Source organism: Undibacterium sp. Tian12W (assembly GCF_049339405.1).
Taxonomy (GTDB): Bacteria; Pseudomonadota; Gammaproteobacteria; order Burkholderiales; family Burkholderiaceae_D; genus Undibacterium.
In genome coordinates this window covers 84,452-107,015 of sequence record NZ_JBMPPK010000002.1, presented here as the reverse complement: position 1 = coordinate 107,015, position 22,564 = coordinate 84,452, and the positions used below count along the sequence as shown (strand labels likewise).

Genomic DNA, 22,564 nt, shown 5'->3' with positions numbered 1-22,564 from the left:
TTTACAGCTTAGTTAAAGTCTCATGATGACGTATCACTTATTTTGCGCCGGGTGCAAAGCCGTTGCCAGTAATGTCGAGTTCGGTAACTTCGCCATAATTGGCAGCAATGCCACGTATGCTTTCTGCCTTGCCTATCAAGACCATTTGCAGCTTATCGCGTGGGAAGTGTTTATCGACCAGTTGTTTGGCTTTCTCTACGTTGAGGCCATCCACGTCGCGCATGAAGTGATCAATTTGTTCACGCCCTACCTTGGCAACAAACATGTCAGCCAGCAAGCCTGAGAGTTGCTGGTTGGTTTCAAAACGTGGCGGGAACTGCCCTTTGACATAGGCCTTGGCTGATTCCAGGGTCGCTGCATCGATGCCCTTGTCCCACAGGCGCTGGTAAGTCTTGGCTGCGAGTGCCAGTGCGGCCTCGGTCTTGGGGGTGGCAGTAAAACTGGAAACAGCAAAGCTGCCTGTTTCGGCCAGCGGGCTGAAACTACTGCCCGCGCCATAGGTCAGGCCAGAATTGACACGCAATTCATCATTGAGCCAGGAAGTAAAACGCCCACCCAAAATGGTATTGATGACTTGCAGCGGGACATAGTCAGGGTCATTGCGTGCTATGCCCTTGCCACCGAACAGGAAGGTGGTTTCAACCGCGTCTGACTTGTTGACCAGCCAGACGCGGGCCTTGTCTGCCTCGACCTTGCCGTTGGCGGCAGTTGCAGGTACGGCAGTGGTGGCTTTCCATGCACCGAACAAGCTGGCCAACTGGGCGCGCATGGCGCTGGGCTTGAAGTCACCGACGATCACCAGGGCGGCATTTTCTGGCCGGTAATAACTTGCATGGAATTTTTTGGCATCCTGAACCTGCAGCGCTGTCACGCTGTTGACCGTGCCGGTGACGGGATTGGCATAAGCGCCATTCCCGAACAACATACTGCGGTAATAGGTTTGCACGACATTGCGCGGGCTTTCTTTGGCTTGCTTCAGACCATCTACAGTGCGTGAACGCAGCTTGCCAAATTCTTCTGCTTCAAATGAGGGGTGCAATACCGCGTCAGCAAAGATGGGCAAGAGTACATCCACATCGGCGCTGGCAAAATCAGCGTTCAGGGAAGTCGATTCTGTAGAAGTGCTGCTGGCTATGCGTCCACCGCGGAAATCAAAGCTCTGGTCCAGGGTCTTTTTATCAAACTTGCTGCTGCCTAATAACAAGGCATCGCCAGTCAGGTTGGCCAGACCTGCTTTGTCCGCATCACTGACGGCACCGGCCTTGACGACGGCACGCACGGCAATCAGGGGCACATCATGGCGCTCCATCAGATACACGGTCAGACCATTAGGCAGTTTGGTGGTTTCAAAGGCAGGCAGACGGAATTCGGCAGCCTGGCTATTTGCAGCCAGCAAGCTCAGGCTGGCCAGCCCGACCAAACTGCAGGCCAGAATTTTCTTACTGATCATTTTCTGAGTCATCATCTTATTCCTCCACAGCGGCGAGTACGCCTACTGTTCTTTGTGATTTTTTAAAGTATTTGGCAGCAACGCTCTGGATATCGGCAGGAGTCAGTTTGCGATAGGCATCCGGTGCATCGAACAATTTTTTGTAATCGCCAAAGAACATTTCATATTCACCCAGTTGGGCTGCCTTGCCATTGATGGTTTCCTGGGTGCGATAGAAATTCAGAAGCTTCTGGTTTTTCACTTTTTGCAATTCATCTGCGGTGACACCATCCTTGACCAGCTTGTCTATCTCGGCCAGCAAGGCAGCCTCAACCTTGGCGGCAGGTACCTTGTTGGCAGCAACGGCAAAGAAATTGAACAGGCCGGGGTCAAAATTCTTGCCATGATCGGCACCGACCTGGGTTGCCAGACGCTGATCCACCAGGGCCTGATACATGCGTGAAGTCTTGCCATCGGTGAGTATGCTGGCGATGACGCTCAGTGCATAGTAGTCGGGGTTGCTGGTCGCTGGCATCTTGTATGAGACCATGAGATTGGCAGCAGTCGCAGATTCCTTGCGCACGAATACCCGGCGCTCACCTTTTTGCTCTGGCTCTACCGTACGCACCACTGGTGGCAGCGCACGTTGCGGGACATTGGCAAAATATTGCTCGGCCAGGCGTTTTACTTCTGCGGCCTTGACATCACCAACGATGACGGACACCGCATTATTCGGCGAATAATAGACATTGAAATAACGCTGCAAATCATCTTGCGTCCAGGCCTTGATGTCGGATTCATGGCCTATAGTCGGAATGGAATAGGGATGTGCACGGAATGCAGATGCATAGACCTCACCCCACAGGGCGCGCAGATTGGAGTTTTCCAGACCAGTACTGCGCTCTGACAAGACCACGCCGCGCTCGCTCTCGACCATTTTTGGGTCTATGCTGAGATTGGCGATACGATCGCTTTCCAAATCAAAAATGATAGGCAGCGCAGTGGCCGGGAACCAGTCCTGGTAAACCGTCAGGTCATTGCTGGTATAGGCATTATTGGCACCGCCATTGGCTTCCATGGTGCGGTCAAATTGCTTGGGGCCGAATTTCTTGGAGCCATTGAACATCATGTGTTCAAAGAAATGCGAGAGACCGGTGATGCCCGGTACTTCATTACGCGAACCGACTTTCCAGTAGGTATACATGTTCGCATTCGGTATCGTGCTGTTTTCCAGCACCAGGAATTTCATGCCATTTGGCAGGGTAAAGGTTTTCACCTGCTCGACTGTAACGGCCTGCGCCGTCCCCGCCATCATGCCCAGATACAGACCGCCAACGGCAGCCATGGTTTTCCACTTCATTGCATTTTCTCCCTTGTATGCTTATTTGTTTATTTAATGATTGCGGGTGCTGATCGCAAAACTATGACAGTTAATACCGCCTCTAGTTCTGGTCAAAAATATTCTGGATATATAAAGACTGCTGATATTTACCCTAATTTGTCATACTGGCAAGCAAAATCGTTGCAAATAATCACTGTTCTCATTTGTATATTGAATGCGGCGGCAAGATTGCCTTAATCCGTCATATCATTCACATCATTGCAGACATTTCTGCACAGAAAATACAAGCAAGGCTCAGTATCATGACATTAACGACATCCCCGGCCCGCTTTGGTTTGCGGGCAAAAATGCTCTTCGCTGTATTGGCCATGGTGCTGGCCGGTTTTACCGTGACCATCAGCCTGCTGACCAAGCAAGCTGGTAGCATGCAACAGGAATCTGCCCAGCAATACGCCAGACAACTTGCCATCAATAATGCAGGCAAGGTGGCAGAGCGCATCAACCTGGCTTTGCATGCAGCACGCAGCCTGGCGTTTGAACTGGCTGCCATGCAGGCCAGCGGCAAGGCAGACCGCGCCAATGCTGATCTGTTATTGAAAAGCGTGCTGGAAGGCCACCCTGAATTTACTGGCGTAGGCACGATTTGGGAAGTCAATGCCTTCGATGGCAAAGATAGCGAATACGCTGGCAAGGAAGGCCATGATGCTACTGGCCGCTACCTGCCCTACTGGAATCGTGGCAGCGGCAAAACCCAGGTCGAAGCCCTGACTGATTATGAGAAAGAAGGCGCCGGAGACTATTATCTGTTGGCCAGGAAAAGCGGCAATGAAGTCTTGCTCGAACCCTATATGTACAAGATCGCTGGCAAGGATGTATTCATGACCACGGTCACCGTCCCGGTCAAGGCCAAGGGCCAGGTCATAGGCGCGGTGACGGTGGATTTGCCGGTAGCGGGTTTCCAGGAAGATGTCAGCAAAATCCACCCTTATGAAACCGGCTATGCCAGCCTGATATCCAATAACGGCATCTATATCGGTGATGCCGATGCAAAAAACGTCGGAAAAAATATCGGTGACAGCGCCGCTGCAAAAGCAGCCAGGGCAGCCATCAAGGCCGGCCAGACTTATAGCGATACGCTGGAGCACAGCGGTATGCAAACTACAGTGAACCGCATCTATGTGCCGATACAGATAGGGGCAACCACAACGCCATGGTCTTTCGTCATCAGCGTGCCTGAAAACAAAATCCTGGCGGACGTGCATTACCTGCGCAATACCGCCATCCTGATCGGTATCTTCAGTGTGCTGGTAGTATCTGCCATCCTGACATTTGTGATTAACAGGCTGGTCATTGCGCCGCTGGGTGGAGAACCGGATGTGGCCGTCAAGATTGCCAGGAGTGTGGCTGAAGGAGACCTGACCACGGTGGTGACATTAAAACCCGGCGACGATAGTAGCATGCTATATGCCCTGCAAGGCATGCAACAACAACTGACGTCCATGGTCACGCATATACGCGACAGTAGCGAGTTTGTCTCGAATGCATCGGGTGAAATCGCCATGGGCAATATCGATCTGTCGCAAAGGACAGAGAACCAGGCTTCATCCCTCGCACAAACTGCCAATAGCGTGGAAAGCCTGAACCAGACTGTCAGGCAAAATGCCGGCAATGCCGAGCAGGCGCGCCAGCTCGCCGTCTCGGCAGCGCAGACTGCGCAACGCGGCAGCACCCAGGTAGATAAAGTGGTCAATACCATGGCGGGCATCTCGGCTGAATCGAAGAAGATGTTTGACATCATCGCCGCCATTGAGGGCATCGCCTTCCAGACTAATATCCTGGCGCTGAATGCGGCTGTCGAGGCGGCCAGGGCAGGTGAACAGGGCAGGGGCTTCGCCGTGGTCGCGTCAGAAGTACGCAACCTGGCCCAGCGCAGCGCCATCGCTTCGAAAGAAATCAAGTCACTGATAGAAACCTCGATCGCCAAAGTCGATATGGGTTCCGAGGTGGTGGGTCATGCAGGCAAGACCATGACCGAGATACTGGCGTCAGTTGAAGGCTTGTCAACGATACTCAATGAAATCTCGAGTGCTTCTGCCGAGCAAAGCCATGGCATCGCCCAGATCACGAACGAGATAGGTTTGATGGACCAGACTACCCAGCAAAATGCGGCACTGGTGGAAGAGTCTGCGGCAGCCGCAGCTTCTCTGAAAGAAGAAGCGCAAAAATTGTGGCAGGCATTGCTGGTATTTAAAGTGAGCTGACTCTCTAAAATTTGCGGCACATATAAATGGACATCAGACCCCGTGTTGATGTCCATTTTTTATCGGTACCGTCTGCATTAAATCACTTTGCAGCAGTCTGTGTCTTTTCCATGGCCTGCAAAGCTTCTGCAAATACTTCGGGCTGGTAACCTCGTATCATACGCTTGCCTATGATGATGACGGGTACACCTTCGCCACCGAGTTCTGCATGTCTGGCTGCGGCAGCAGGGGATTTTTCTACATCCAGGTCCGTGAATGCCACTTTGTTTTTATCAAAATAGGCCCGCGTCTTTTTGCAGAAGCTGCAACTGGCAGTGCCGTACATGACAACTTTGCTGTTGGTATTTTGAAAGTGAGCTGAATAATCCGCCTCCTGATAGGCAGGTTTCAACAACATCGGCAGACGTGGCGCTACATAACCAATAAGCAGGCCTATCGCGATGATTACTGCATAGGTCAATTTCGTCTTCGTTGCTTTCATGCTGCATCCCTCAACAACCAGTTAAAAAGATTTTTGCAAGAGATGGTGAACAGCTTGAAGCTGATCACCATGCTCAGCAATATCAGCGGGCGGCACTTATTGCCCCCGCTTTTTATCGCAAATTAATCTGGATAACCAGCCAGGCAATCTGCCATGCATTCATTGTATTCAGCAGAGCCACGCGGAGCTTGCTGTATGCATTCTTTATTGCAGAAATAGAATGGAGGAGGGTAAGCAAACGCAGCGCTGCAGCCAATTGCCAATGCAAGTGCAATTAATTTCTTCGTTGTTGATTTGAACATCGAATTCTCCTGATTTATTGAGTGATGGGGAAACAGAACAACCCCGTAACATTCGCCCCCAGATCAAATGCCGGTTTTTTAAACCTGAACAAAACCTGAACAAATCCCGTCTGCCAGCAAGTTCACAGATTTTGTCTTCCGTAGCTGGTTCATGCTTTTTTGTAAATTACTAATTCGACAAAATAATATCATCAAATATATTTGGATTAACAGTATTTAACTATTGCACCTGCACAGAAAATTTGCTTTTTTATTACTTATTTTTTTGCAAAAAACGTCTGCTTCATAGGTGAAATATCTGCAACTCCACTAAAGCACCTGTTAAGCATTCATGGGAAATAGGCGTAGCAGTTTTTGCTGCAATGCAGCATATGTCTTTTTATATGAGGTTTTTGTCGTGGTAAGCTACGCGCCGAATTGACTCAATTCATATCATTTCCAGGCACGCATTGAAAAAAATTTTGCGGCCAGCTGCGACTTTTATACAAAATAATTATTGGAGAGCACTTTGAACCAAATTCAAACGCCAGGTGCACACACTATTCTGGGACATCCGGATAGCTTGTTCGTCCTGTTCTTTACAGAGATGTGGGAACGGTTTTCTTATTACGGCATGCGCGCCTTGCTCGTGCTGTTTCTGGTTACTACGGCAGCCAAAGGCGGCTGGGGCTGGAGCCGCGCTGATGCAACAGCCTTGTATGGCTGGTATACCGGCCTGGTCTATCTGACCCCTATCCTCGGTGGCTATATCGCCGACAAGATACTGGGCAGCCGTCGCTCTGTCGTACTGGGTGGCTTCATCATCGCCGCCGGACATGCGTGTTTGTTGTTTGACACCCCAGCCATGTTCTATACCGGCCTGGGTCTGGTCGTTGCAGGTACAGGTTTGTTCAAACCAAATATCTCTGCCATCGTTGGGCAGCTGTATACCAAGGATAATGAAGGCGGTCGTGACGGCGGTTATACCCTGTTCTACATGGGTGTGAACTCTGGCGCTTTCTTCGGCATCCTGTTGTGCGGTTATATAGGCGAAAATATCTCCTGGCCGATGGGCTTTGGTCTGGCTGGTGCCTTCATGATTTTGGGTGCAATCCAGTTCTATTTTGGTCAGGGTATCTTTGGTGATATCGGCCTGGCAAAATCCCAGCAAACCACCGAAGTCGTCGCAGTTGAAGAAGCCGCACCACATATTGTTGCCGACCGCCTGCTGGCTATTTGCGTATTCTCTTTCTTCACGATTTTCTTTTGGTTTGCTTTCGAGCAGGCCGGTGGATCAATGACGATTTTTGCAGCTGACTATACTGACCGTACCCTGGTCGGCACCAGCGGCCTGGCATTCAAGATCGTCAATAGTCTGATGACCATCATCCCGACCATGATTTTGTCATGGTTGCTGATCAAATTATTCGCGGGCACAGCAAAACGCTACCTGTTGTCGAATGCCTTGCTGGTACTTTGCATAGGCCTGATCTGGGCACTGGTGATCTGGATGTTGCAACGTGAATTCTCGCTTGACCAGTCCAGCGTGCCTGCTACCTGGTTCGGTGTATTGAATTCTTTCTTCCTGGTGATCCTGGCACCGATGTTTTCCAAGATGTGGGAAAAACACTGGAACCCTAGCGGCCCGATCAAATTTGGCGTTGGCCTGATCTTGCTGGGCCTGGGTTTTGCTGCCCTGTCTTATGGTTCTGCCAGTATCCCCGCAGGTGCAAAAACTGCAGGCGTCAGCATGATTTTCCTGATCGCTGCTTACTTTTTCCATACCATGGGCGAGCTGTGCATTTCTCCGGTCGGCCTGTCTTACATCAGTAAACTGGCACCACCACGTTTGCTGGGCCTGATGTTTGGCGTGTGGTTCCTGAACACTGCGATTGCCAATAAACTGGCTGGTTACAGCGGCAGTTATATCGATGAAATCTCGAAGGAATATTCATTGTCTGTGTTCTTCCTGATATTCACGATTATCCCTATCGTGGCTGGCGGCATCCTGATGCTGCTGAATAAGTGGATGGCAAGAAAAATGCACGGTATCCACTAAGCTGTTCGCTGCATAAAAAAATCCCCGCCCAATTTATATTGCGCGGGGATTTTTTTGCTCATGCTATTTACGCCTTGAATGTCACCCAGGGCTTGAGCCTGACTGCGGCCTTGATCAGGCCTGCGGTTTCTTGCGCTTCTATCACCGGGCCTATGGGTTTATAGGCTTGCGGTGCTTCTTCCACCTTGCGCTCTTCACGCAGGGTCACGCATTGCCAACTCGCATCGCTGTTGTCATGACGCAGGCGTCGCACATCCTGCCTGCGCACGCGACGGCCTGCACCATGGCTGCATGACCATAACCAGTCAGGATTGCCCAATCCTTCTACCAGGTAACTGGCATCGCCCATGGAACCAGGTATCAGGGCCAGGTCACCATCCCTCGCCGGAGTTGCGCCCTTCCTGTGGATGTTCATGCCGTGCTCACGCAAGATGACATTGTGCGGCACATCGACAACGAGGGATGATTTGGCCTCACCCAACACAGCTTGTAATTGCTGTCTGACCAGTTCTGCCAGCACCATGCGATTGGCCCAGGCATAGCGGGCTGCCACGCCCATGGCTTGCAGGTATTCCTCTGCCAAATCACCACTGAGACCATACAAAGCCGACTCAGGATGCTTGAGGCCAGCAGGCCATTCGGCCCTGGCCCTGTCCATCCAGCGCTGGCCTACATAGAAACCGACATCGCGAGAACCGCTATGTATCATGACGACGATATCGTCCTTGGCCAGACCGGCGCGATAAGCGAGGTGACGGTCAAAGACGGCATCGACGATCTGCAACTCGACAAAGTGATTACCACCGCCTGGCGTACCCAGGCTGGGGTCGCGCACGATGCCATCGCGATTGAACCAGGCTTCCGGCGCATAGCGGCTGGCTCCACCAAATTCCTGCAAGCCTATGCAGGCAGCAAGTTCTTGTTGCAGACGGTCGCGGTCGGCTGTAGCCCAGATGCCGCTGTCTGGCAAGCTGTCCAGAAAAGCCGATGGGCCCACATCACTGAGTGCAGCAAAGGCCTTGGCATGGGCAGGCACATCCCGGCCATTTTCCAGCAAGACACGTTGCAACTGGCGTATCAATGCAGGCTTGTGCTGGTTTGCCTGGGATAAATTAAAGCCTGTAGTTAATAAGCGCATGCCGCAATTGATGTCAGTGCCTATCGCTGCGGGGATCACAAAGCCAGCATCGGTGGCAACGATGGAACCCACTGGCGCAATACTGCCAGGATGAAAGTCAGGCGTCGCGCATGCTTTGCAGACCGCATGATGACCATCGGCAGATTTGACGGCGGCAAACGCCATTAATTGCTTTACGGCCTTTTCTTCCAGCGGAAGGCTATCAGGCAATAAGACAGTGGCCTGTGCATGTTCATGATGAAGCTGAAAAATACCATTGGCATGTTCAACATGGATACCCTGTTTTTGCAGGGCAGATTGCAAACGAGATATAGAAACGCGAGGATGAGGAATACGAGAATTAGAAGTCATGACTGCTACCAAAATTTGAAGTACAGGTGCGCCTCCGGCGATTCGGGGGCATTTGTACCTCTAGCAGCAGCGCCAAGAGGAAGAGTCATTAAGTATAGCGATGTTTACAAAATGCGCAAATTTCTTGTTTAAGTTTTTAAGAAAAATTTGACCACAAATCCCACAAAAACTAATTGTGTAATTTCTTTAAAAAATTTGCATCCAAAACCAGAAGGACCGCGTATCAAGAATACCCGTTGCACTTTTTGACAATAACGACGGTCATTTTTACTTCACTTATTTAAAATAGGGAGTTGGTCATGAGACAAGCAACATCCAGGTTCAATCAAAAAATCCTGCTCGCCCTGGTCACCGCAGGCAGCCTTAGTGGCATCGCCTCGCTGCCAGCACAGGCGTCCAGCCACCGCGAAGCACCGTTTATTACGCGCCACCCCAAAGTCGATGCTGCCGACTTTTATATGTTCCGCAGCTATGAGGCCAACCGCGCAGCCTTTACTACCCTGATTGCCAATTACTCCCCTCTGCAAGATGCCTATGGTGGCCCGAATTATTTCTCCATGGACCCGGATGCGCTGTATGAAATCCATATCGACAATGTCGGTGATGGCAAAGAACATCTGACTTTCCAGTTCCGCTTCACCAATACCAATAATGATGCGCAGTTTACTGTTGGCGGCAAGAAAGTTTCTATCCCGCTGGTCATCAATGGCGGAGCCATTGACGGTGTGAACCCGGCTGGTTTGAATGTACGTGAAACCTATACTGTCACCATGGTGACAGGTGACCGCCGCACTGGCACCCGTCAGGCCGTGACCAATGCCACCACTGGTTCCAGCACCTTTGACAAACCGGTCGATTACATCGGTAACAAGTCGATACCTGACTACGCCAGCTATGCTGCCAAGCATGTGTTTGCTGTCAATATTCCTGGTTGCACGACGCCGGGCAAAGTGTTTGTCGGCCAGCGTAAAGATCCCTTCGTGGTCAACCTCGGTGAAACTTTTGACTTGATCAACATCAAGGCACCTGCCACTGCATTTGATCCAAATGCAGAAAAAGCCGGCCATGACGACCTCGCCATGAAGAACATCACTGCGATAGAAATGGAAGTGCCGACCAGTTGCCTGACCAATGGCAAGGAAGCCGTCATCGGCGGCTGGACGACAGCCAGCTTGCGCCAGGGCCGTGCGATCAACCCGACACCAAGCAGCACAGGGTCGGCATCCAAAGAAGGCGGCGCATGGACACAGGTATCACGCCTGGGTATGCCACTGGTGAATGAAGTCGTGATTGGCCTCAAGGACAAGGATCAGTTCAACCACAGCAAACCTAGTGGCGATGCACAGTTCATCAACTACGTGACCAACCCTACCCTGCCTGCACTGGTAGAAGTCTTGTTTGGCAGCGCTGGCGTCAAGGCACCAACCAACTTCCCGCGTAATGATCTGGTCGCTGCTTTCCTGACCGGTATCAAGGGTGTCAATCAGCCAGCAACAGTCACACCGTCTGAAATGTTGCGCCTGAATACGACCACGCCGGTCAGTGCAACGCAAAACCGCCTGGGTGTCATCGCTGGTGACAGCGCTGGTTTCCCTAATGGCCGTCGCCCTGGTGATGACGTGGTGGATATCGCCTTACGTGTGGTCATGGGTCGTTTGTGCATACTCAGCATAGGTTGTGTACCAGCTGATGCACCAGCCGGCAGCATCGACTTTACTGATGGTGCCTATCTGGACAGCAGCTTCATCGACAATGCCTTCCCTTACCTGAAAACCCCTGTGGCTGGCGCACTGAAACGTTAAACGTCTCAGTCTTATTGAATACCATACTCAAGGAGTAATCATGAAAGCTAGACATACTTATCTGATCGCCGGCACGTTGCTGACGCTCATGCTGGCGGGCTGTGGCGGCAGCTCCAGCCCCGCAACCAGTACCACGACTCCCGGTACTGGCACCGGAACGGGAACGACCACACCTACGGTCATCGATACCTTCACGCAATATGTGCTGAACCTGTTCGGTGCAGCGGATACGGCAGAACCACAATCCATCGATGCAGCAGTAGTCACAGCGCCAGAAGCAACTGAACCTGTCAGTGTCAACTAGACAGATTATTGTAGTCAATTGAAGTTGCGGGCTCAGGACATGTTATTTTCTGTATGTCCTGAGCCCGCCCATGAATTTTGAGATGCAAAAAATATGCACCTGCCTCGTTTTTTATCTGCGCTGTTGATCATGTTCAGCCTTGTCAGCCTCGCCTTTGATGCGCAGGCAACGCCATTTATTCCGAATAATGGCAAACAGGTGCTGGAACAATTACCATCGCGCACAGACCCGGTGCAACGTGCCTTTGCCGAATTGCGCAAACGTCTGGCAGAAAACCCAAACAACCCCGCCGTTGCTGGCGAACTGGCACAAGCCTATATCAATGCTGCCCGTAATGACGGTGACCCGCGTTATCTGGGCTATGCACAGGCAGTATTGAAACCCTGGTGGAGTTTGCCAAATCCACCCATCAGCGTACTGGTACTGCGTGCCACCATACTGCAAAGTACACATCAATTTCCTGAGGCCCTGCTCGACCTGAACAATGTCTTGAAGCAGGACAGGGACAATGCCCAGGCCTGGCTGACACGCGCCACTATCTTGCAAGTACAGGGCCAGTTTGCCCAGGCCAAAGCCAGTTGCACGCACCTGTACCCCCTCGCACCTGAACTGGTCACCTTGACTTGTTTGCATAATGTCGGCAGTCTCAATGGTGACACTGCTAACAGTTATGCGACACTTGCTACAGCCTATAAAAAATATGAAAAAAATGCAGATAGCGATGCTGGGACAAAAATCTGGGTAACGACATTGCTGGCAGAAATGGCTGCCAGACAGGGCGACGCCAAAGCAGCAGAAGACTGGTACCAGTCAGCCCTGACACTGGCATCACCAGACAGTTATCTGCTGGGTTCTTATGCCGACTTTTTACTGGATCAGCAAAGACCTGCTGAAGTCGTTAAGCTGTTGAAAGAAAAAACCAGGGTCGATGCATTGTTGTTGCGTTATGCGCTGGCCTTGCAAGCGCAAAAATCGCCACTTGCTGCCGGACAAATTGTCTTGCTGGATCAGCGTTTTGAAGCCGCCATGCTGCGCGGCGACACTGTGCACCAGCGCGAGCAGGCGCGCTATGAATTGCATTTGAAAAACCACCCGGCCATCGCCTTGAAACTGGCGCAACTGAACTGGGCCATACAAAAAGAAACCGCAGATTTGCGCATCTTGCTGGAAGCCGCCGCTGCACATGAACCCCCGGCCGCCGCCCCAGCATTGGCATGGCTGAAGCAAAATAAACTGCAAGACCTGACGCTCAAACCTGTGCTCGCCAGACTGGGAGCCAACTCATGACATTCATCACCAGGCGCTTGCTTATACGCAGTTTTATTCTGGCACTGCTGTTCAGTATGTTCAGCTTGCCTGCCCATGCCCATAAGCCCAGTGACAGTTACCTGACCCTGCGTACCGACCAGACTGGTATCCATGGTCAATGGGATATCGCCTTGCGCGACCTCGACTTTGCCATAGGCCTGGATGAAGACGGCAATGGCGAGCTGACCTGGGATGAAGTAAGCAGCAAGCATGCCGACATCGCCGCCTATGCACTGGCGCGGTTGAAGATTACGGCAGGCGACAAGCCATGCCCGCTGACTGCCGGGCAACAATTGATAGACCAGCATAGCGATGGTGCCTACACCGTATTGATGTTCGACAGCACCTGCAATGCTGAAAAAATCAAAGTGCAGTACCAGCTATTTTTTGACCTGGATACCCAACACAAGGGCTTGCTGCGTCTGGTGAACAAGAAAGATGCAACAAGCACCGCCATCTTTAGCCCCGAACAGGCCAGCCAGGAATTTGTCGTGGCCGAGGTCAACAAGTGGCAGCAATTCAGCGATTATATTTTTCATGGTATCTGGCATATCTGGATAGGTTTTGATCACATCCTGTTTTTACTGTCCTTGTTACTACCTGCCGTACTGGTGCTGAAAGCAGGTAAATGGCAAGCTGCCAGCAGCTTTAAAGCAGCCGCCATCGATGTCTTGAAAATAGTCACGGCATTTACTGTTGCCCATTCGATTACCCTGACACTGGCTGCGCTGAATGTACTGGCATTGCCGTCACGGCTGGTGGAATCTGCGATTGCCGCATCTGTGATTCTGGCAGCGCTGAATAATTTGTTCCCGCTGTTCCAGGGCAGGCGCTGGCTGGTGGCGTTTACTTTTGGTCTTATCCACGGCTTTGGTTTTGCCAGCGTGCTGGCCGACCTTGGCTTGCCGCAATCGGCTTTGATGCTGGCATTGGTCGGGTTTAACCTGGGCGTGGAAATAGGGCAATTGACCATCGTTGCAGGCTTTTTACCCCTGGCTTATCTGCTGCGCCGCCACTGGCTGTATCAGCGTGCCATCGTGCAGGTGGGTTCAGTGCTGATCATCCTGATTGCGCTGCTGTGGTTCATCGAACGCGCCTTCAACATGCGTCTGATTTCATCGTAGCGACAGACCTGTCCACGGCTGTTTTCTATTTATACCAATATGGTTATGAGTGTAGAAGAAAACAGCATATTTCAAATATATTGCGGTGCTAGAATAAAGCTTCTGACTCTGGTTGATTGCCAGGGCTGATGCATATAAATTCAACCGGGGATATTAATGAAAAGCAAACTGAGTCTGCTCTTGCTGGCTGCGCTGGGAGCCAATGCGGGTGCGCAGGAAAATCTGAACTATCAAAAACCGCCGCAAGCGATACTGGAGCTCGCTGACTTCCAGCGTGCACCTGTCGTGAGCATGGATAGCCACAGAAAGATGCTGCTGCTCAGTTATCGCAATACCTATAAGTCACTGAATGATCTGAGTCAGACTGAAATGCGTCTGGCCGGTTTGCGCATCAACCCGGTCACCAACATCTCCAGTACGCTGACGTATGTCAATAATCTGAAGCTACGTAAAGTCGATGCGACAGAAGAAATACAGGTCAAAGGCTTGCCACAAAACCCGCTGATCAGCCATGTCAAATGGTCGCCGAATGAAAAGAAGATTGCCTTCACCAATACAGCAGCCAAAGGTGTAGAGCTGTGGGTCATCGATGTGGAAACAGCAACGGCAAAAAAACTGACAGAAGCCAACCTGAATGCCAATCTGGGCGCGCCGTTTGACTGGTACAGGGATAGTGAAAGCCTGCTCATCAAGGTTTTGCCCAAGAACCGCCCGGCCTTGCTGGATGCCAGCAAGGATTTGCCAAGTGGCCCTATCGTCTCCACATCCAGCGGTGCGGCGTCACAGAACCGCACTTATGCCGATCTGTTGAAGAACCAGAATGACGAAAGTAATTTCGTTAACCTGACAACTTCTGAGCTGCACAAAGTCAGCCTGAATGGCAAGGGCAGTTTATTCAAGAAGGCTGATATGTTCGCTGAAGTCAGCTTTTCTCCTGACGGCAAATACCTGCAGATCAGTACCATACAAAAACCTTTCTCTTACGTGGTTCCGCTTGATCGTTTCCCATCAAAAACCATCGTCAGCGATTTGGCTGGCAAGCAGATCAAGGTCGTTGATGAATCACCTTTGCATGAAATCATCCCCAAAGGTTTTAGTGCTGTTGCAGTTGGCAAACGGCAGTTGGACTGGCGAGCAGACAAGGCAGCCAGTCTGACTTATGTACAGGCGCTTGATGGCGGTGACCCGGCCAATAAGGCAGAGTTCCGCGATGAAGTGTTTTCCTGGGATGCGCCTTTCGACAAGCCAGCTATCTCCCTGGTAAAAGTCGCCCAGCGCTATAATGGCATCGTCTGGGGTAACGACAATCTGGCGGTTGTCAGTGACGGCTGGTATGACACGCGCAATACCAAGACCTATCTGTTCAATCCGTCCAATCCGGCAGAAGCACCACGCCTGATCTCTGACCGTAACATGCAGGATATCTATTCTGATCCTGGCCGTTTTGAAACCAAATACAATCAGTATCACCGCCGTGTGCTGGCGATAGAAGATAACAAGGCTTATTTGCTGGGTGCCGGTCACACCAAAAAAGGGCAGTTCCCTTTCATCGATGAACTTGATCTGGCCAGCCTGAAAAAGAATCGCCTGTATCAATCGACTTATACCGACAAGGTAGAAAACATCGTCTCGATAGAAGATGTCAAAAAAGGCGATGTACTGGTGCAGATACAGTCGAAAACTGAATACCCGAATTATTACTTCCGTAATATCAAGGGCGGTAATCAACTCACCCCCGTAACGCAATTCAAGAACCCATTCATGGGCTTGAAAGATGTCTCGAAAGAAGTCATCAAATACAAGCGCAAGGACGGCGTGGAATTGTCTGGCACCCTGTACCTGCCTGCCAACTACGACAAGAGCAAAAAAGACAAACTGCCTTTGCTGATCTGGGCTTACCCGGCAGAATTCAAGGACAAGAATTCTGCAGGACAAAGCAAACATAATGAAAACCTGTTTACTTTCCCCAGCACTGCCTCATTCATTTATTGGACAGCACGCGGCTATGCAGTACTCGATGACGCGGCCTTCCCCATCATCGGTGAAGGCAAGACCGAGCCGAATGATAACTTCATCCCGCAACTGGTCGATAATGCCGAAGCGGCGATTGATGCCGTGGACGCGCTGGGTTATATAGACCGCAAGCGTGTTGCCGTGGGCGGCCATTCTTATGGTGCGTTCATGACAGCAAACCTGCTGACGCATTCAAAACTGTTTGCCTGTGGTATTGCACGCAGTGGTGCGTATAACCGTACGCTGACGCCATTTGGCTTCCAGAGTGAGCAGCGCAACTACTGGGAAAGCTCCGACGTGTATAACAAGATGTCGCCTTTCATGAGTGCCGACAAAATGAAGACGCCGCTGTTGCTGGTACATGGCGAGGCGGATAATAATCCAGGTACATTTACCCTGCAAACCGAGCGCTATTTCCAGGCCCTGAAAGGTCTGGGTGCACCGGTACGCATGGTGATACTACCAAAGGAAAGCCATAGCTATGCAGCCAGGGAAAACATCATGCATTTGCTGTGGGAACAGGATCAGTTCCTGGAAAAATGCCTGAAGAAATAAGTAAGCACTGATGCCAATAAAAAACCGCCAGATCAGTCTGGCGGTTTTTTTCTATCCCGATCTTGCAAATCAAATCTTGCAAAGGCGGCTAAGACTTAACGCTCTATCGCCAGCGCCACGCCCATACCACCACCGATACACAAACTTGCCAGGCCTTTTTTGGCATCGCGGCGTATCATTTCATGAATCAGGCTGACCAGGATGCGGGCGCCGGATGCGCCGATAGGGTGGCCAATCGCAATCGCGCCACCGTTGACGTTGATCTTGCTGGTGTCCCAGCCCATTTCTTTATTGACGCCGATTGCCTGTGCGGCAAAGGCTTCATTGATTTCCATCAAATCCAGGTCTTGGTGAGTCCAGCCCGCTTTTTTGAGGCAGAGCTGGGCAGCAGGAACCGGGCCCATGCCCATGATGGTTGGGTCAACACCGGCAGAAGAGTAAGCCTTGATGCGTGCCAGCACTGGCAAACCCAGTTGCTCGGCTCTTTGGGCTGTCATCATGATGACAGCAGCGGCACCATCGTTGAGGCCGGATGCATTACCGGCAGTGACCGTACCATTCTTGTCGAAAGCCGGACGCAATGAAGCCAGAGATTCCAGCGTAGTGCCATGTTTGATGAATTCATCAGTATCAAAAACAGTTGTGCCTTTTTTGCTGACCAGTTCAAAAGGAATGATTTCATCCTTGAACTTGCCAGCTTTTTGCGCGGCTTCTGCCTTGTTTTGTGATGCCAGGGCAAACAGGTCTTGCTCTTCACGCGTCACACCGTATTTCTTGGCGACGTTTTCTGCCGTGATGCCCATGTGGTATTGGTTATACACATCCCACAGGCCATCGACGATCATGGTATCGACCAGTTTGGCGTCGCCCATGCGGAAGCCATCACGCGAGCCATTCAATACATGTGGCGAAGCGCTCATGTTTTCCTGGCCACCGGCGATGATGATGTCAGCATCGCCAGCCTTGATGGCTTGTGCTGCCAGATGAGTAGCTTTCAAACCACTGCCGCATACCTTGTTGATGGTGAAAGCCGGTACCATGTCTGGCAAACCAGCACGGATGACGGCCTGGCGGGCGGCATTCTGGCCTACGCCGGCAGTCAATACCTGACCCAGGATGACTTCACTGATCAGGTCACCGCTGAGACCGGTTTTTGCCAGCAGGGCCTTGATGACATGGGCGCCCAGATCGGAAGCAGCGGTTTTTGCCAAAGAGCCACCAAATTTGCCTACTGCAGTACGGCCTGCAGCTACGATTACCACGTCTTGCATGTGAATTCTCCTGGTTTTGTCCCTGAGTTCAGGGGATGGTCAAATGAATGCTGCTTAATTCTGTACTAAGTCCTGCATATAGAATACATGCTCTAGCTTACCACTGCTCGCGCCCGGCTGAGTTCACGGGCTTTAAAAAAGATGGTGTTTTGCCATGTCTGCCTCTTGATTTTGCTTAAAACCATAAGCTTTATACATGCGCTGCAACCCTGGCCAATACCAGTTCTGCCATAGGTGACAGGCTGCGTCTTGCCAGGCTGACCACACCAATTTCTGCCTGCATGGTGTGCCAGCCATCGGCCTTGAGCTCAATCAGCTCGCCGGAACTGAGTTCTTCTGCCACTGCTGCCTGAGTACACAAGAGTATTGCGTCGCTGTGCCTGACTACATGTTTGAGTACATAGATATTGTCGCAAGTCGTCACCAGCGGCAGGTCTTGGCCGGACTCCAGGCCAAACGCCTTGCGCATCGCAGGCATGAAAATATCTGCCAGATACACGCTGGCATAGCTGGCGCTTTGCAAATCTTGCAGACTCAGCTTCGCTTTCAGCGTCAGTGGGTGCTCACGACGACAATACAGGCCACCAGTTTGCCGGGTAAGATGCCTGAGCTGTATATGCTTGTCCGGTCTCAGGCTGCGGGTGTCGGCGATGAAAAATTCCAGCTTTTCTGCCAACAGATGTTCCATCAGGGTATCGCTATTATTGACTTCGAGCACGGTACGCATGCGCGGATAGGTGTTTGCCAGTTCAGTCAGCACCGCCGGTAAAAAACTGGCAGCAGGAAAAGGCCCGGCCCCAAAAATGATCTGGCCACTTTCACCATCGCGCAGTTGTGCCATTTCCTGTTTGAGGTTATTTGCCGCATACAGCAAATCACGGGCGCGCGTGATCAGTTGCCTGCCAGCAGCAGTTGCCGTAGCACCAGCCTGGTCACGGTCAAACAGGCGCATGCCCAGCTCATCTTCGAGACCCGAAATACTACGGCTCAATGCCGGCTGGCTAAGATTGAGTTTGTCGGCGGCACGGGCAAAATTGCCTTGTTCTGCCAGTACGACGACATGTCGGAGTTTTTTCAGGTTCATCAGCAGGCCATACCTTCAAGGTATCAACACGATAATTATAATGCACTGGACGTATGGACTTAAGTGTCCGACACTGCTCAGTATCACGAGCCGATCACGAGCTGATCACGAGCCGGTTAAGGGAGGGAGATATGGCAGATCAGTCAGACAATCGTTCAGGTAAAATCAGCCGCAGAAAAGTACTGGCCGCGATGGCGGGCACAGGCCTGGCAGCAGCCTTGGGCGATCTGGCTGACCGGCAGCACAGACCGCGCAGCATACCCAAAGTGCCGGGAGCAATGACAGCCCAGGGTTTGTGCCAGCGGCGGCCGAATATCCTGCTGATCGTGAATGACCAGTTACGCCACTGGCAAGACTTGCCATCTGGCCTGGGCTTGTCTGCTCATGAAATGCTGCTGGAACAAGGCACAGGCATGATGAATTTCCATGCGAATACTACGCCTTGCTCGCCGTCACGCTCGAATATGTATTTTGGCCAGCATACCCAGCACACCCTGATGACGGCAAATGTCGATGCGCCGCCCTCTTTTCCCAAACTGGCAGATGACTTGCCCAGCCTCGGGCATTTGTTGAGAGCCCAGGCTTATTACACTGCCTACAAGGGTAAATGGCATTTAAGCCATGTGCGCCCTGATCCTGGTCTGGTATATGGACCTTATCCAACGACAGAAAATGCATTGGAGCCTTACGGCTTCTCTGACTACAACGCCGATGGCGATCCCCATGGTTCTACCTGGACCGGCTACCGTTATGACGGGCAAATCGCCAGCAATGCGGTGCAGTGGTTGAACACGAAAGGGCGCGCCAAGCGCGGCAAGCAGCCCTGGTTTCTGGCAGTGAATTTTGTGAATCCACATGATGTCATGTATGTCAGCACTGGCGATGCACAAGTGGCCAGCCGGCAGCAACGCAATATGTTGTCACCCTTATCGACCCCACCCACAGGCGGTGTTTACGACAGATACTGGGACCTGCCTTTGCCGGACAGTTATTACCAGGACAAATTAATCGGCAAACCCTGGGCCACCAGTTCTTACATAGAAATGTGTAATTGGCTATACGGCCATATAGACCCTAACGATGAAGTGGCCTGGCGCGCTTATCAAAGTTATTACTTCAATTGCGTGCGCGATGTCGATAGCCATGCCCTGACGGTATTGCAGGCGCTGAAAAAACTGGGCATGGATAAGGACACCATCGTCATCTATACCTCAGACCACGGCGAAATGGCCGGTGCCCACAAGCTGCGCCAGAAGGGGCCTTTCATGTATAAGGAAAACATGCGCCTGCCCTTCATCGTGCGCCACCCTGATGTGGTGGGTGGCAAGATGACGAACGCCCTGGGTTCACATATGGACTTGGTGCCTACTATCCTTGGTATGGCTGGTGTAGATGCACGCGCGGTGGCAGAAAAATATCCTTATCTGAAGGGGGTCGATATCAGCGCCGCCATCAGCACCACTGGCGCAACCACAGAGCGTGACAAAAAAGGCATCTTGTTCAACTACGGCGTACCCCTGTATATAGACCCGGAATTTTCGCGCAAGGGGGCAAAAACCGGCAAGATTTATAACCAGCTCAGTGCGCTACTAATCGGTTTTGAAAGCGGCCAGTTTTTACCCAGCCTGGAAAACCCGGCCTTGTTCCGTGGCATCCATGATGGCCGTTATAAATTTGCCCGTTATTTCAAACCTGCCGATCATCACCAGCCACGTGACTGGCAAAATCTGAGGACACGCAACCAGCTTGAGCTTTATGATACTCAAACCGACCCGAATGAAATCACCAACCTGGCCGCGAACCCTGAGCAGCACAAGGAGTTGCTGCTGGACTTGAATCAGAGATTGAATACATTGATCAGTACCGAAGTAGGTGATGATCTGGGCAGGGAATTACCAGGACCTGCATTTTTATATCAACAGAAGAAAAGCTAAAAAATCTGGAGGGAGACCATGCAAGAAAAAATAATACGCAAGATCCTGTATGTCAGCGGCACTGTCACCATGCTGGCGGGCCTGCAATTTATCGCCCCCACCCTGTTTTTGCAGGCATCAGGCATGCAGGTCGGTGATGTGACTGGCCTGTTCTTTGCCCGTCACTGGGGTTTGATGGCTTTTGTGGTGGGCGCACTGATTATCTATGCGGTTAAACAAACGCAGGCAAGAAGGGCGATTTTATTGGCAGCAGCAGTTGAGAAACTGGGGCTGGTGACCATGGTGGCCATCAACTGGGCAGAGCCAGCCTTGCGGGGCCTGCATATGGCCGCCTTGTTTGATGGTGCTTGCGTGGTGCTGTATTTGATTTATTTATTGGGTAAACAACCGAATCAGCAATCGTCAACCTGAATTCCAGCTGCCCATGAAAAAATCCCCTCATGCGAACATCAGGGGATTTTTTTACTGCAACTCACCGCAGTGAGTCTGAATCTGCAATTGCTAAATTACTTCTTTTTAGCAGTTGCTTTTTCAGCCGCTTGTGTGAACTGCTGGGTAGCCTTGGTCAGGTTTTCTTCCAGAGTTTGTACAGCTTGCTTGGTTGTTTTGGACAGTTGCTCGTAGCCTGCGTTGATGTTGCCAACAACAGATTTCAAGGCTGTAACAGCTTGTTCGGAACCAGCTGGTGCATTTTTAGTTACTTCATCGATCAGGGAAATCACTTTAGTATTTGTTTCAGCGATGTGTGCTTCAACAGCTTTAGTGAATTCTTGCTGAGTTGCTGTAGTGATGCTTGCCAGGTGACGGCCATAAGCCAGTGCTTTTTCAGCGTTTGGCTGAGCTTGTGCTGCAGACAAAGTGAAAAATTCTTGTGGGTCTTTGGCGCTCAACAGTTGTTTGGCAGTAGCAGTACCTTCTTCGAAACTTGCCTTGGCAGCATTGACGTTCAGAGCAAACAACTGCTCCAGGCCTTCAAATGCTTTTTTGTTCAGGGAAGTCAGGGAAGCGAATTGCGCTTCCAGGTTAGCTTTAGTCGTAGCGATAAATTGTTCTGGTGTATTGGTAGTCATGGCATTCTCCGGTAAATGGAATTAAGTGGCTTAACAGCGTTAATGTTCGGCAGCGCTTTCCACGAATTATTGAATGGTGCACCGCAACAAATACGATTCTACACGTAGAATTCAAAACGTCAAGCACTTTTTGTGCATCGCACCAAAATTAGCTAAATGACATTCTCAGATATCTATCTGCTTTTCCTGAAATTACTCGCCCTGCTCGTTTTGCTACTCATTCCGCTGCTTACTCTTTAAGCACTGATCATTCATGACTGCCACAGTAATATTGCTATTTGGAAAATTTTCTTTCCAGCATCAATAAAGCCTCTTTATTCTGCAAACCACCTGCATAACCCGTCAATGCACCATTGCTGGCAATGACCCTGTGGCAGGGGACAATGATGGATAAAGGATTACGCCCATTCGCCGCTCCCACTGCGCGCACCGCCTTAGGCCTGGCTATACCCTGTGCGAGAGCCATATAGCTGCTGGTCTGGGCAAACGGGATGCGACGCAGTGCAGCCCATACTTCTTGCTGGAAGTCCGTGCCTGCCGATAAATCCAGCGGCAAATCAAAATCCTGGCGCTGCCCGGCAAAATATTCCTGCAGTTGCTGGCGTGCCTGGTTCAGGATGGGATCAGACTCATCTTCCTGCCAGCCTGCGCTGCCTTTGAAGTGTTTATGGTTTTCAAAATACACGCCGCTGAGTCCACGCTCACTGGCGGCTAACAGTAATTGCCCTACCGGGCTGTTGTAGTTCAGGTATTTCAT

General features: G+C 51.2%; 17 protein-coding genes. 9 read left to right on the top strand and 8 right to left on the bottom strand.

Annotated features, from left to right (window positions below):
* Positions 1-37: 37 nt before the first annotated feature.
* Positions 38-1,465, bottom strand: coding sequence for a M16 family metallopeptidase (locus ACO0LI_RS02555; protein WP_423030614.1), 1,428 nt, complete (start codon positions 1,463-1,465; stop codon positions 38-40).
* 1 nt (position 1,466) lies between these two features.
* Complete coding sequence (locus tag ACO0LI_RS02550) at positions 1,467-2,789, bottom strand: M16 family metallopeptidase (protein WP_423030612.1); 1,323 nt, start codon at positions 2,787-2,789, stop codon at positions 1,467-1,469.
* A 284-nt stretch (positions 2,790-3,073) separates the two neighbouring features.
* Between ACO0LI_RS02550 and ACO0LI_RS02545 the strand changes: the two genes are divergently transcribed.
* Entirely contained in the window at positions 3,074-5,032 is a 1,959-nt protein-coding gene (locus ACO0LI_RS02545; RefSeq protein WP_423030610.1) for a methyl-accepting chemotaxis protein, read from the top strand.
* 82 nt (positions 5,033-5,114) lie between these two features.
* Here the strand turns inward: ACO0LI_RS02545 and ACO0LI_RS02540 are convergent, their stop codons facing one another.
* Entirely contained in the window at positions 5,115-5,513 is a 399-nt protein-coding gene (locus tag ACO0LI_RS02540; RefSeq protein WP_423030608.1) for a glutaredoxin family protein, read from the bottom strand.
* Between the two features lie 810 nt (positions 5,514-6,323).
* Between ACO0LI_RS02540 and ACO0LI_RS02535 the strand changes: the two genes are divergently transcribed.
* Positions 6,324-7,853 carry a peptide MFS transporter gene (locus ACO0LI_RS02535; RefSeq protein ID WP_422952533.1) on the top strand — a complete coding sequence of 510 codons (1,530 nt, stop codon included), beginning with the start codon at positions 6,324-6,326 and terminating at the stop codon, positions 7,851-7,853.
* Positions 7,854-7,920: 67 nt separating this feature from the next.
* Here the strand turns inward: ACO0LI_RS02535 and ACO0LI_RS02530 are convergent, their stop codons facing one another.
* Positions 7,921-9,342: an RtcB family protein gene (locus ACO0LI_RS02530; protein WP_423030606.1), complete on the bottom strand. Its 1,422-nt coding sequence runs from the start codon at positions 9,340-9,342 to the stop codon at positions 7,921-7,923.
* A 299-nt stretch (positions 9,343-9,641) separates the two neighbouring features.
* Between ACO0LI_RS02530 and ACO0LI_RS02525 the strand changes: the two genes are divergently transcribed.
* The 5 genes from ACO0LI_RS02525 (at position 9,642) to ACO0LI_RS02505 (ending at position 16,448) form a co-directional block, all read left to right on the top strand.
* Positions 9,642-11,144: a DUF4331 domain-containing protein gene (locus ACO0LI_RS02525; RefSeq protein ID WP_423030604.1), complete on the top strand. Its 1,503-nt coding sequence runs from the start codon at positions 9,642-9,644 to the stop codon at positions 11,142-11,144.
* 40 nt (positions 11,145-11,184) lie between these two features.
* Positions 11,185-11,448, top strand: coding sequence for a hypothetical protein (locus tag ACO0LI_RS02520; protein ID WP_162044238.1), 264 nt, complete (start codon positions 11,185-11,187; stop codon positions 11,446-11,448).
* Positions 11,449-11,541: 93 nt separating this feature from the next.
* On the top strand, positions 11,542-12,735 hold the full coding sequence (locus ACO0LI_RS02515; protein ID WP_423030602.1) for a tetratricopeptide repeat protein: 1,194 nt from the start codon (positions 11,542-11,544) through the stop codon (positions 12,733-12,735).
* Positions 12,732-13,880 (top strand): HupE/UreJ family protein, encoded by a 1,149-nt coding sequence (locus ACO0LI_RS02510; protein WP_423030600.1) that lies wholly within the window; start codon positions 12,732-12,734, stop codon positions 13,878-13,880. The genes ACO0LI_RS02515 and ACO0LI_RS02510 overlap by 4 nt, the downstream gene beginning before the upstream one ends.
* A gap of 156 nt (positions 13,881-14,036) precedes the next feature.
* The gene (locus ACO0LI_RS02505; protein WP_423030598.1) at positions 14,037-16,448 is read left to right on the top strand and encodes a prolyl oligopeptidase family serine peptidase; all 2,412 of its coding nucleotides are present in this window, start codon (positions 14,037-14,039) and stop codon (positions 16,446-16,448) included.
* A 95-nt stretch (positions 16,449-16,543) separates the two neighbouring features.
* On the opposite strand, the gene ACO0LI_RS02500 is transcribed toward ACO0LI_RS02505, so the two are convergent.
* Positions 16,544-17,719 (bottom strand): acetyl-CoA C-acetyltransferase, encoded by a 1,176-nt coding sequence (locus tag ACO0LI_RS02500; RefSeq protein ID WP_110254571.1) that lies wholly within the window; start codon positions 17,717-17,719, stop codon positions 16,544-16,546.
* A gap of 190 nt (positions 17,720-17,909) precedes the next feature.
* Positions 17,910-18,803: a LysR family transcriptional regulator gene (locus ACO0LI_RS02495; RefSeq protein WP_423030596.1), complete on the bottom strand. Its 894-nt coding sequence runs from the start codon at positions 18,801-18,803 to the stop codon at positions 17,910-17,912.
* Positions 18,804-18,934: 131 nt separating this feature from the next.
* On the opposite strand from ACO0LI_RS02495, the gene ACO0LI_RS02490 reads away from it, so the two are divergent.
* Both ACO0LI_RS02490 and ACO0LI_RS02485 read left to right on the top strand, forming a co-directional pair.
* Complete coding sequence (locus ACO0LI_RS02490) at positions 18,935-20,737, top strand: sulfatase-like hydrolase/transferase (protein ID WP_423030594.1); 1,803 nt, start codon at positions 18,935-18,937, stop codon at positions 20,735-20,737.
* An 18-nt stretch (positions 20,738-20,755) separates the two neighbouring features.
* The gene (locus tag ACO0LI_RS02485; protein WP_423030592.1) at positions 20,756-21,148 is read left to right on the top strand and encodes a hypothetical protein; all 393 of its coding nucleotides are present in this window, start codon (positions 20,756-20,758) and stop codon (positions 21,146-21,148) included.
* A gap of 95 nt (positions 21,149-21,243) precedes the next feature.
* Here the strand turns inward: ACO0LI_RS02485 and ACO0LI_RS02480 are convergent, their stop codons facing one another.
* Both ACO0LI_RS02480 and ACO0LI_RS02475 read right to left on the bottom strand, forming a co-directional pair.
* Positions 21,244-21,807 carry a phasin family protein gene (locus tag ACO0LI_RS02480; RefSeq protein WP_422952543.1) on the bottom strand — a complete coding sequence of 188 codons (564 nt, stop codon included), beginning with the start codon at positions 21,805-21,807 and terminating at the stop codon, positions 21,244-21,246.
* Between the two features lie 274 nt (positions 21,808-22,081).
* On the bottom strand, positions 22,082-22,564 hold the full coding sequence (locus tag ACO0LI_RS02475; protein ID WP_423030590.1) for a methylated-DNA--[protein]-cysteine S-methyltransferase: 483 nt from the start codon (positions 22,562-22,564) through the stop codon (positions 22,082-22,084).

Excerpts from the sequence above, each read along its gene's own strand:
- ACO0LI_RS02555 (WP_423030614.1), bottom strand. The coding sequence starts at position 1,465 with ATGATGACTCAGAAAATGATCAGTAAGAAAATTCTGGCCTGCAGTTTG.
- ACO0LI_RS02550 (WP_423030612.1), bottom strand. The coding sequence starts at position 2,789 with ATGAAGTGGAAAACCATGGCTGCCGTTGGCGGTCTGTATCTGGGCATG.
- ACO0LI_RS02545 (WP_423030610.1), top strand. The coding sequence starts at position 3,074 with ATGACATTAACGACATCCCCGGCCCGCTTTGGTTTGCGGGCAAAAATG.
- ACO0LI_RS02540 (WP_423030608.1), bottom strand. The coding sequence starts at position 5,513 with ATGAAAGCAACGAAGACGAAATTGACCTATGCAGTAATCATCGCGATA.
- ACO0LI_RS02530 (WP_423030606.1), bottom strand. The coding sequence starts at position 9,342 with ATGACTTCTAATTCTCGTATTCCTCATCCTCGCGTTTCTATATCTCGT.
- ACO0LI_RS02525 (WP_423030604.1), top strand. The coding sequence starts at position 9,642 with ATGAGACAAGCAACATCCAGGTTCAATCAAAAAATCCTGCTCGCCCTG.
- ACO0LI_RS02520 (WP_162044238.1), top strand. The coding sequence starts at position 11,185 with ATGAAAGCTAGACATACTTATCTGATCGCCGGCACGTTGCTGACGCTC.
- ACO0LI_RS02515 (WP_423030602.1), top strand. The coding sequence starts at position 11,542 with ATGCACCTGCCTCGTTTTTTATCTGCGCTGTTGATCATGTTCAGCCTT.
- ACO0LI_RS02510 (WP_423030600.1), top strand. The coding sequence starts at position 12,732 with ATGACATTCATCACCAGGCGCTTGCTTATACGCAGTTTTATTCTGGCA.
- ACO0LI_RS02505 (WP_423030598.1), top strand. The coding sequence starts at position 14,037 with ATGAAAAGCAAACTGAGTCTGCTCTTGCTGGCTGCGCTGGGAGCCAAT.
- ACO0LI_RS02500 (WP_110254571.1), bottom strand. The coding sequence starts at position 17,719 with ATGCAAGACGTGGTAATCGTAGCTGCAGGCCGTACTGCAGTAGGCAAA.
- ACO0LI_RS02495 (WP_423030596.1), bottom strand. The coding sequence starts at position 18,803 with ATGAACCTGAAAAAACTCCGACATGTCGTCGTACTGGCAGAACAAGGC.
- ACO0LI_RS02490 (WP_423030594.1), top strand. The coding sequence starts at position 18,935 with ATGGCAGATCAGTCAGACAATCGTTCAGGTAAAATCAGCCGCAGAAAA.
- ACO0LI_RS02485 (WP_423030592.1), top strand. The coding sequence starts at position 20,756 with ATGCAAGAAAAAATAATACGCAAGATCCTGTATGTCAGCGGCACTGTC.
- ACO0LI_RS02480 (WP_422952543.1), bottom strand. The coding sequence starts at position 21,807 with ATGACTACCAATACACCAGAACAATTTATCGCTACGACTAAAGCTAAC.
- ACO0LI_RS02475 (WP_423030590.1), bottom strand. The coding sequence starts at position 22,564 with ATGAAATACCTGAACTACAACAGCCCGGTAGGGCAATTACTGTTAGCC.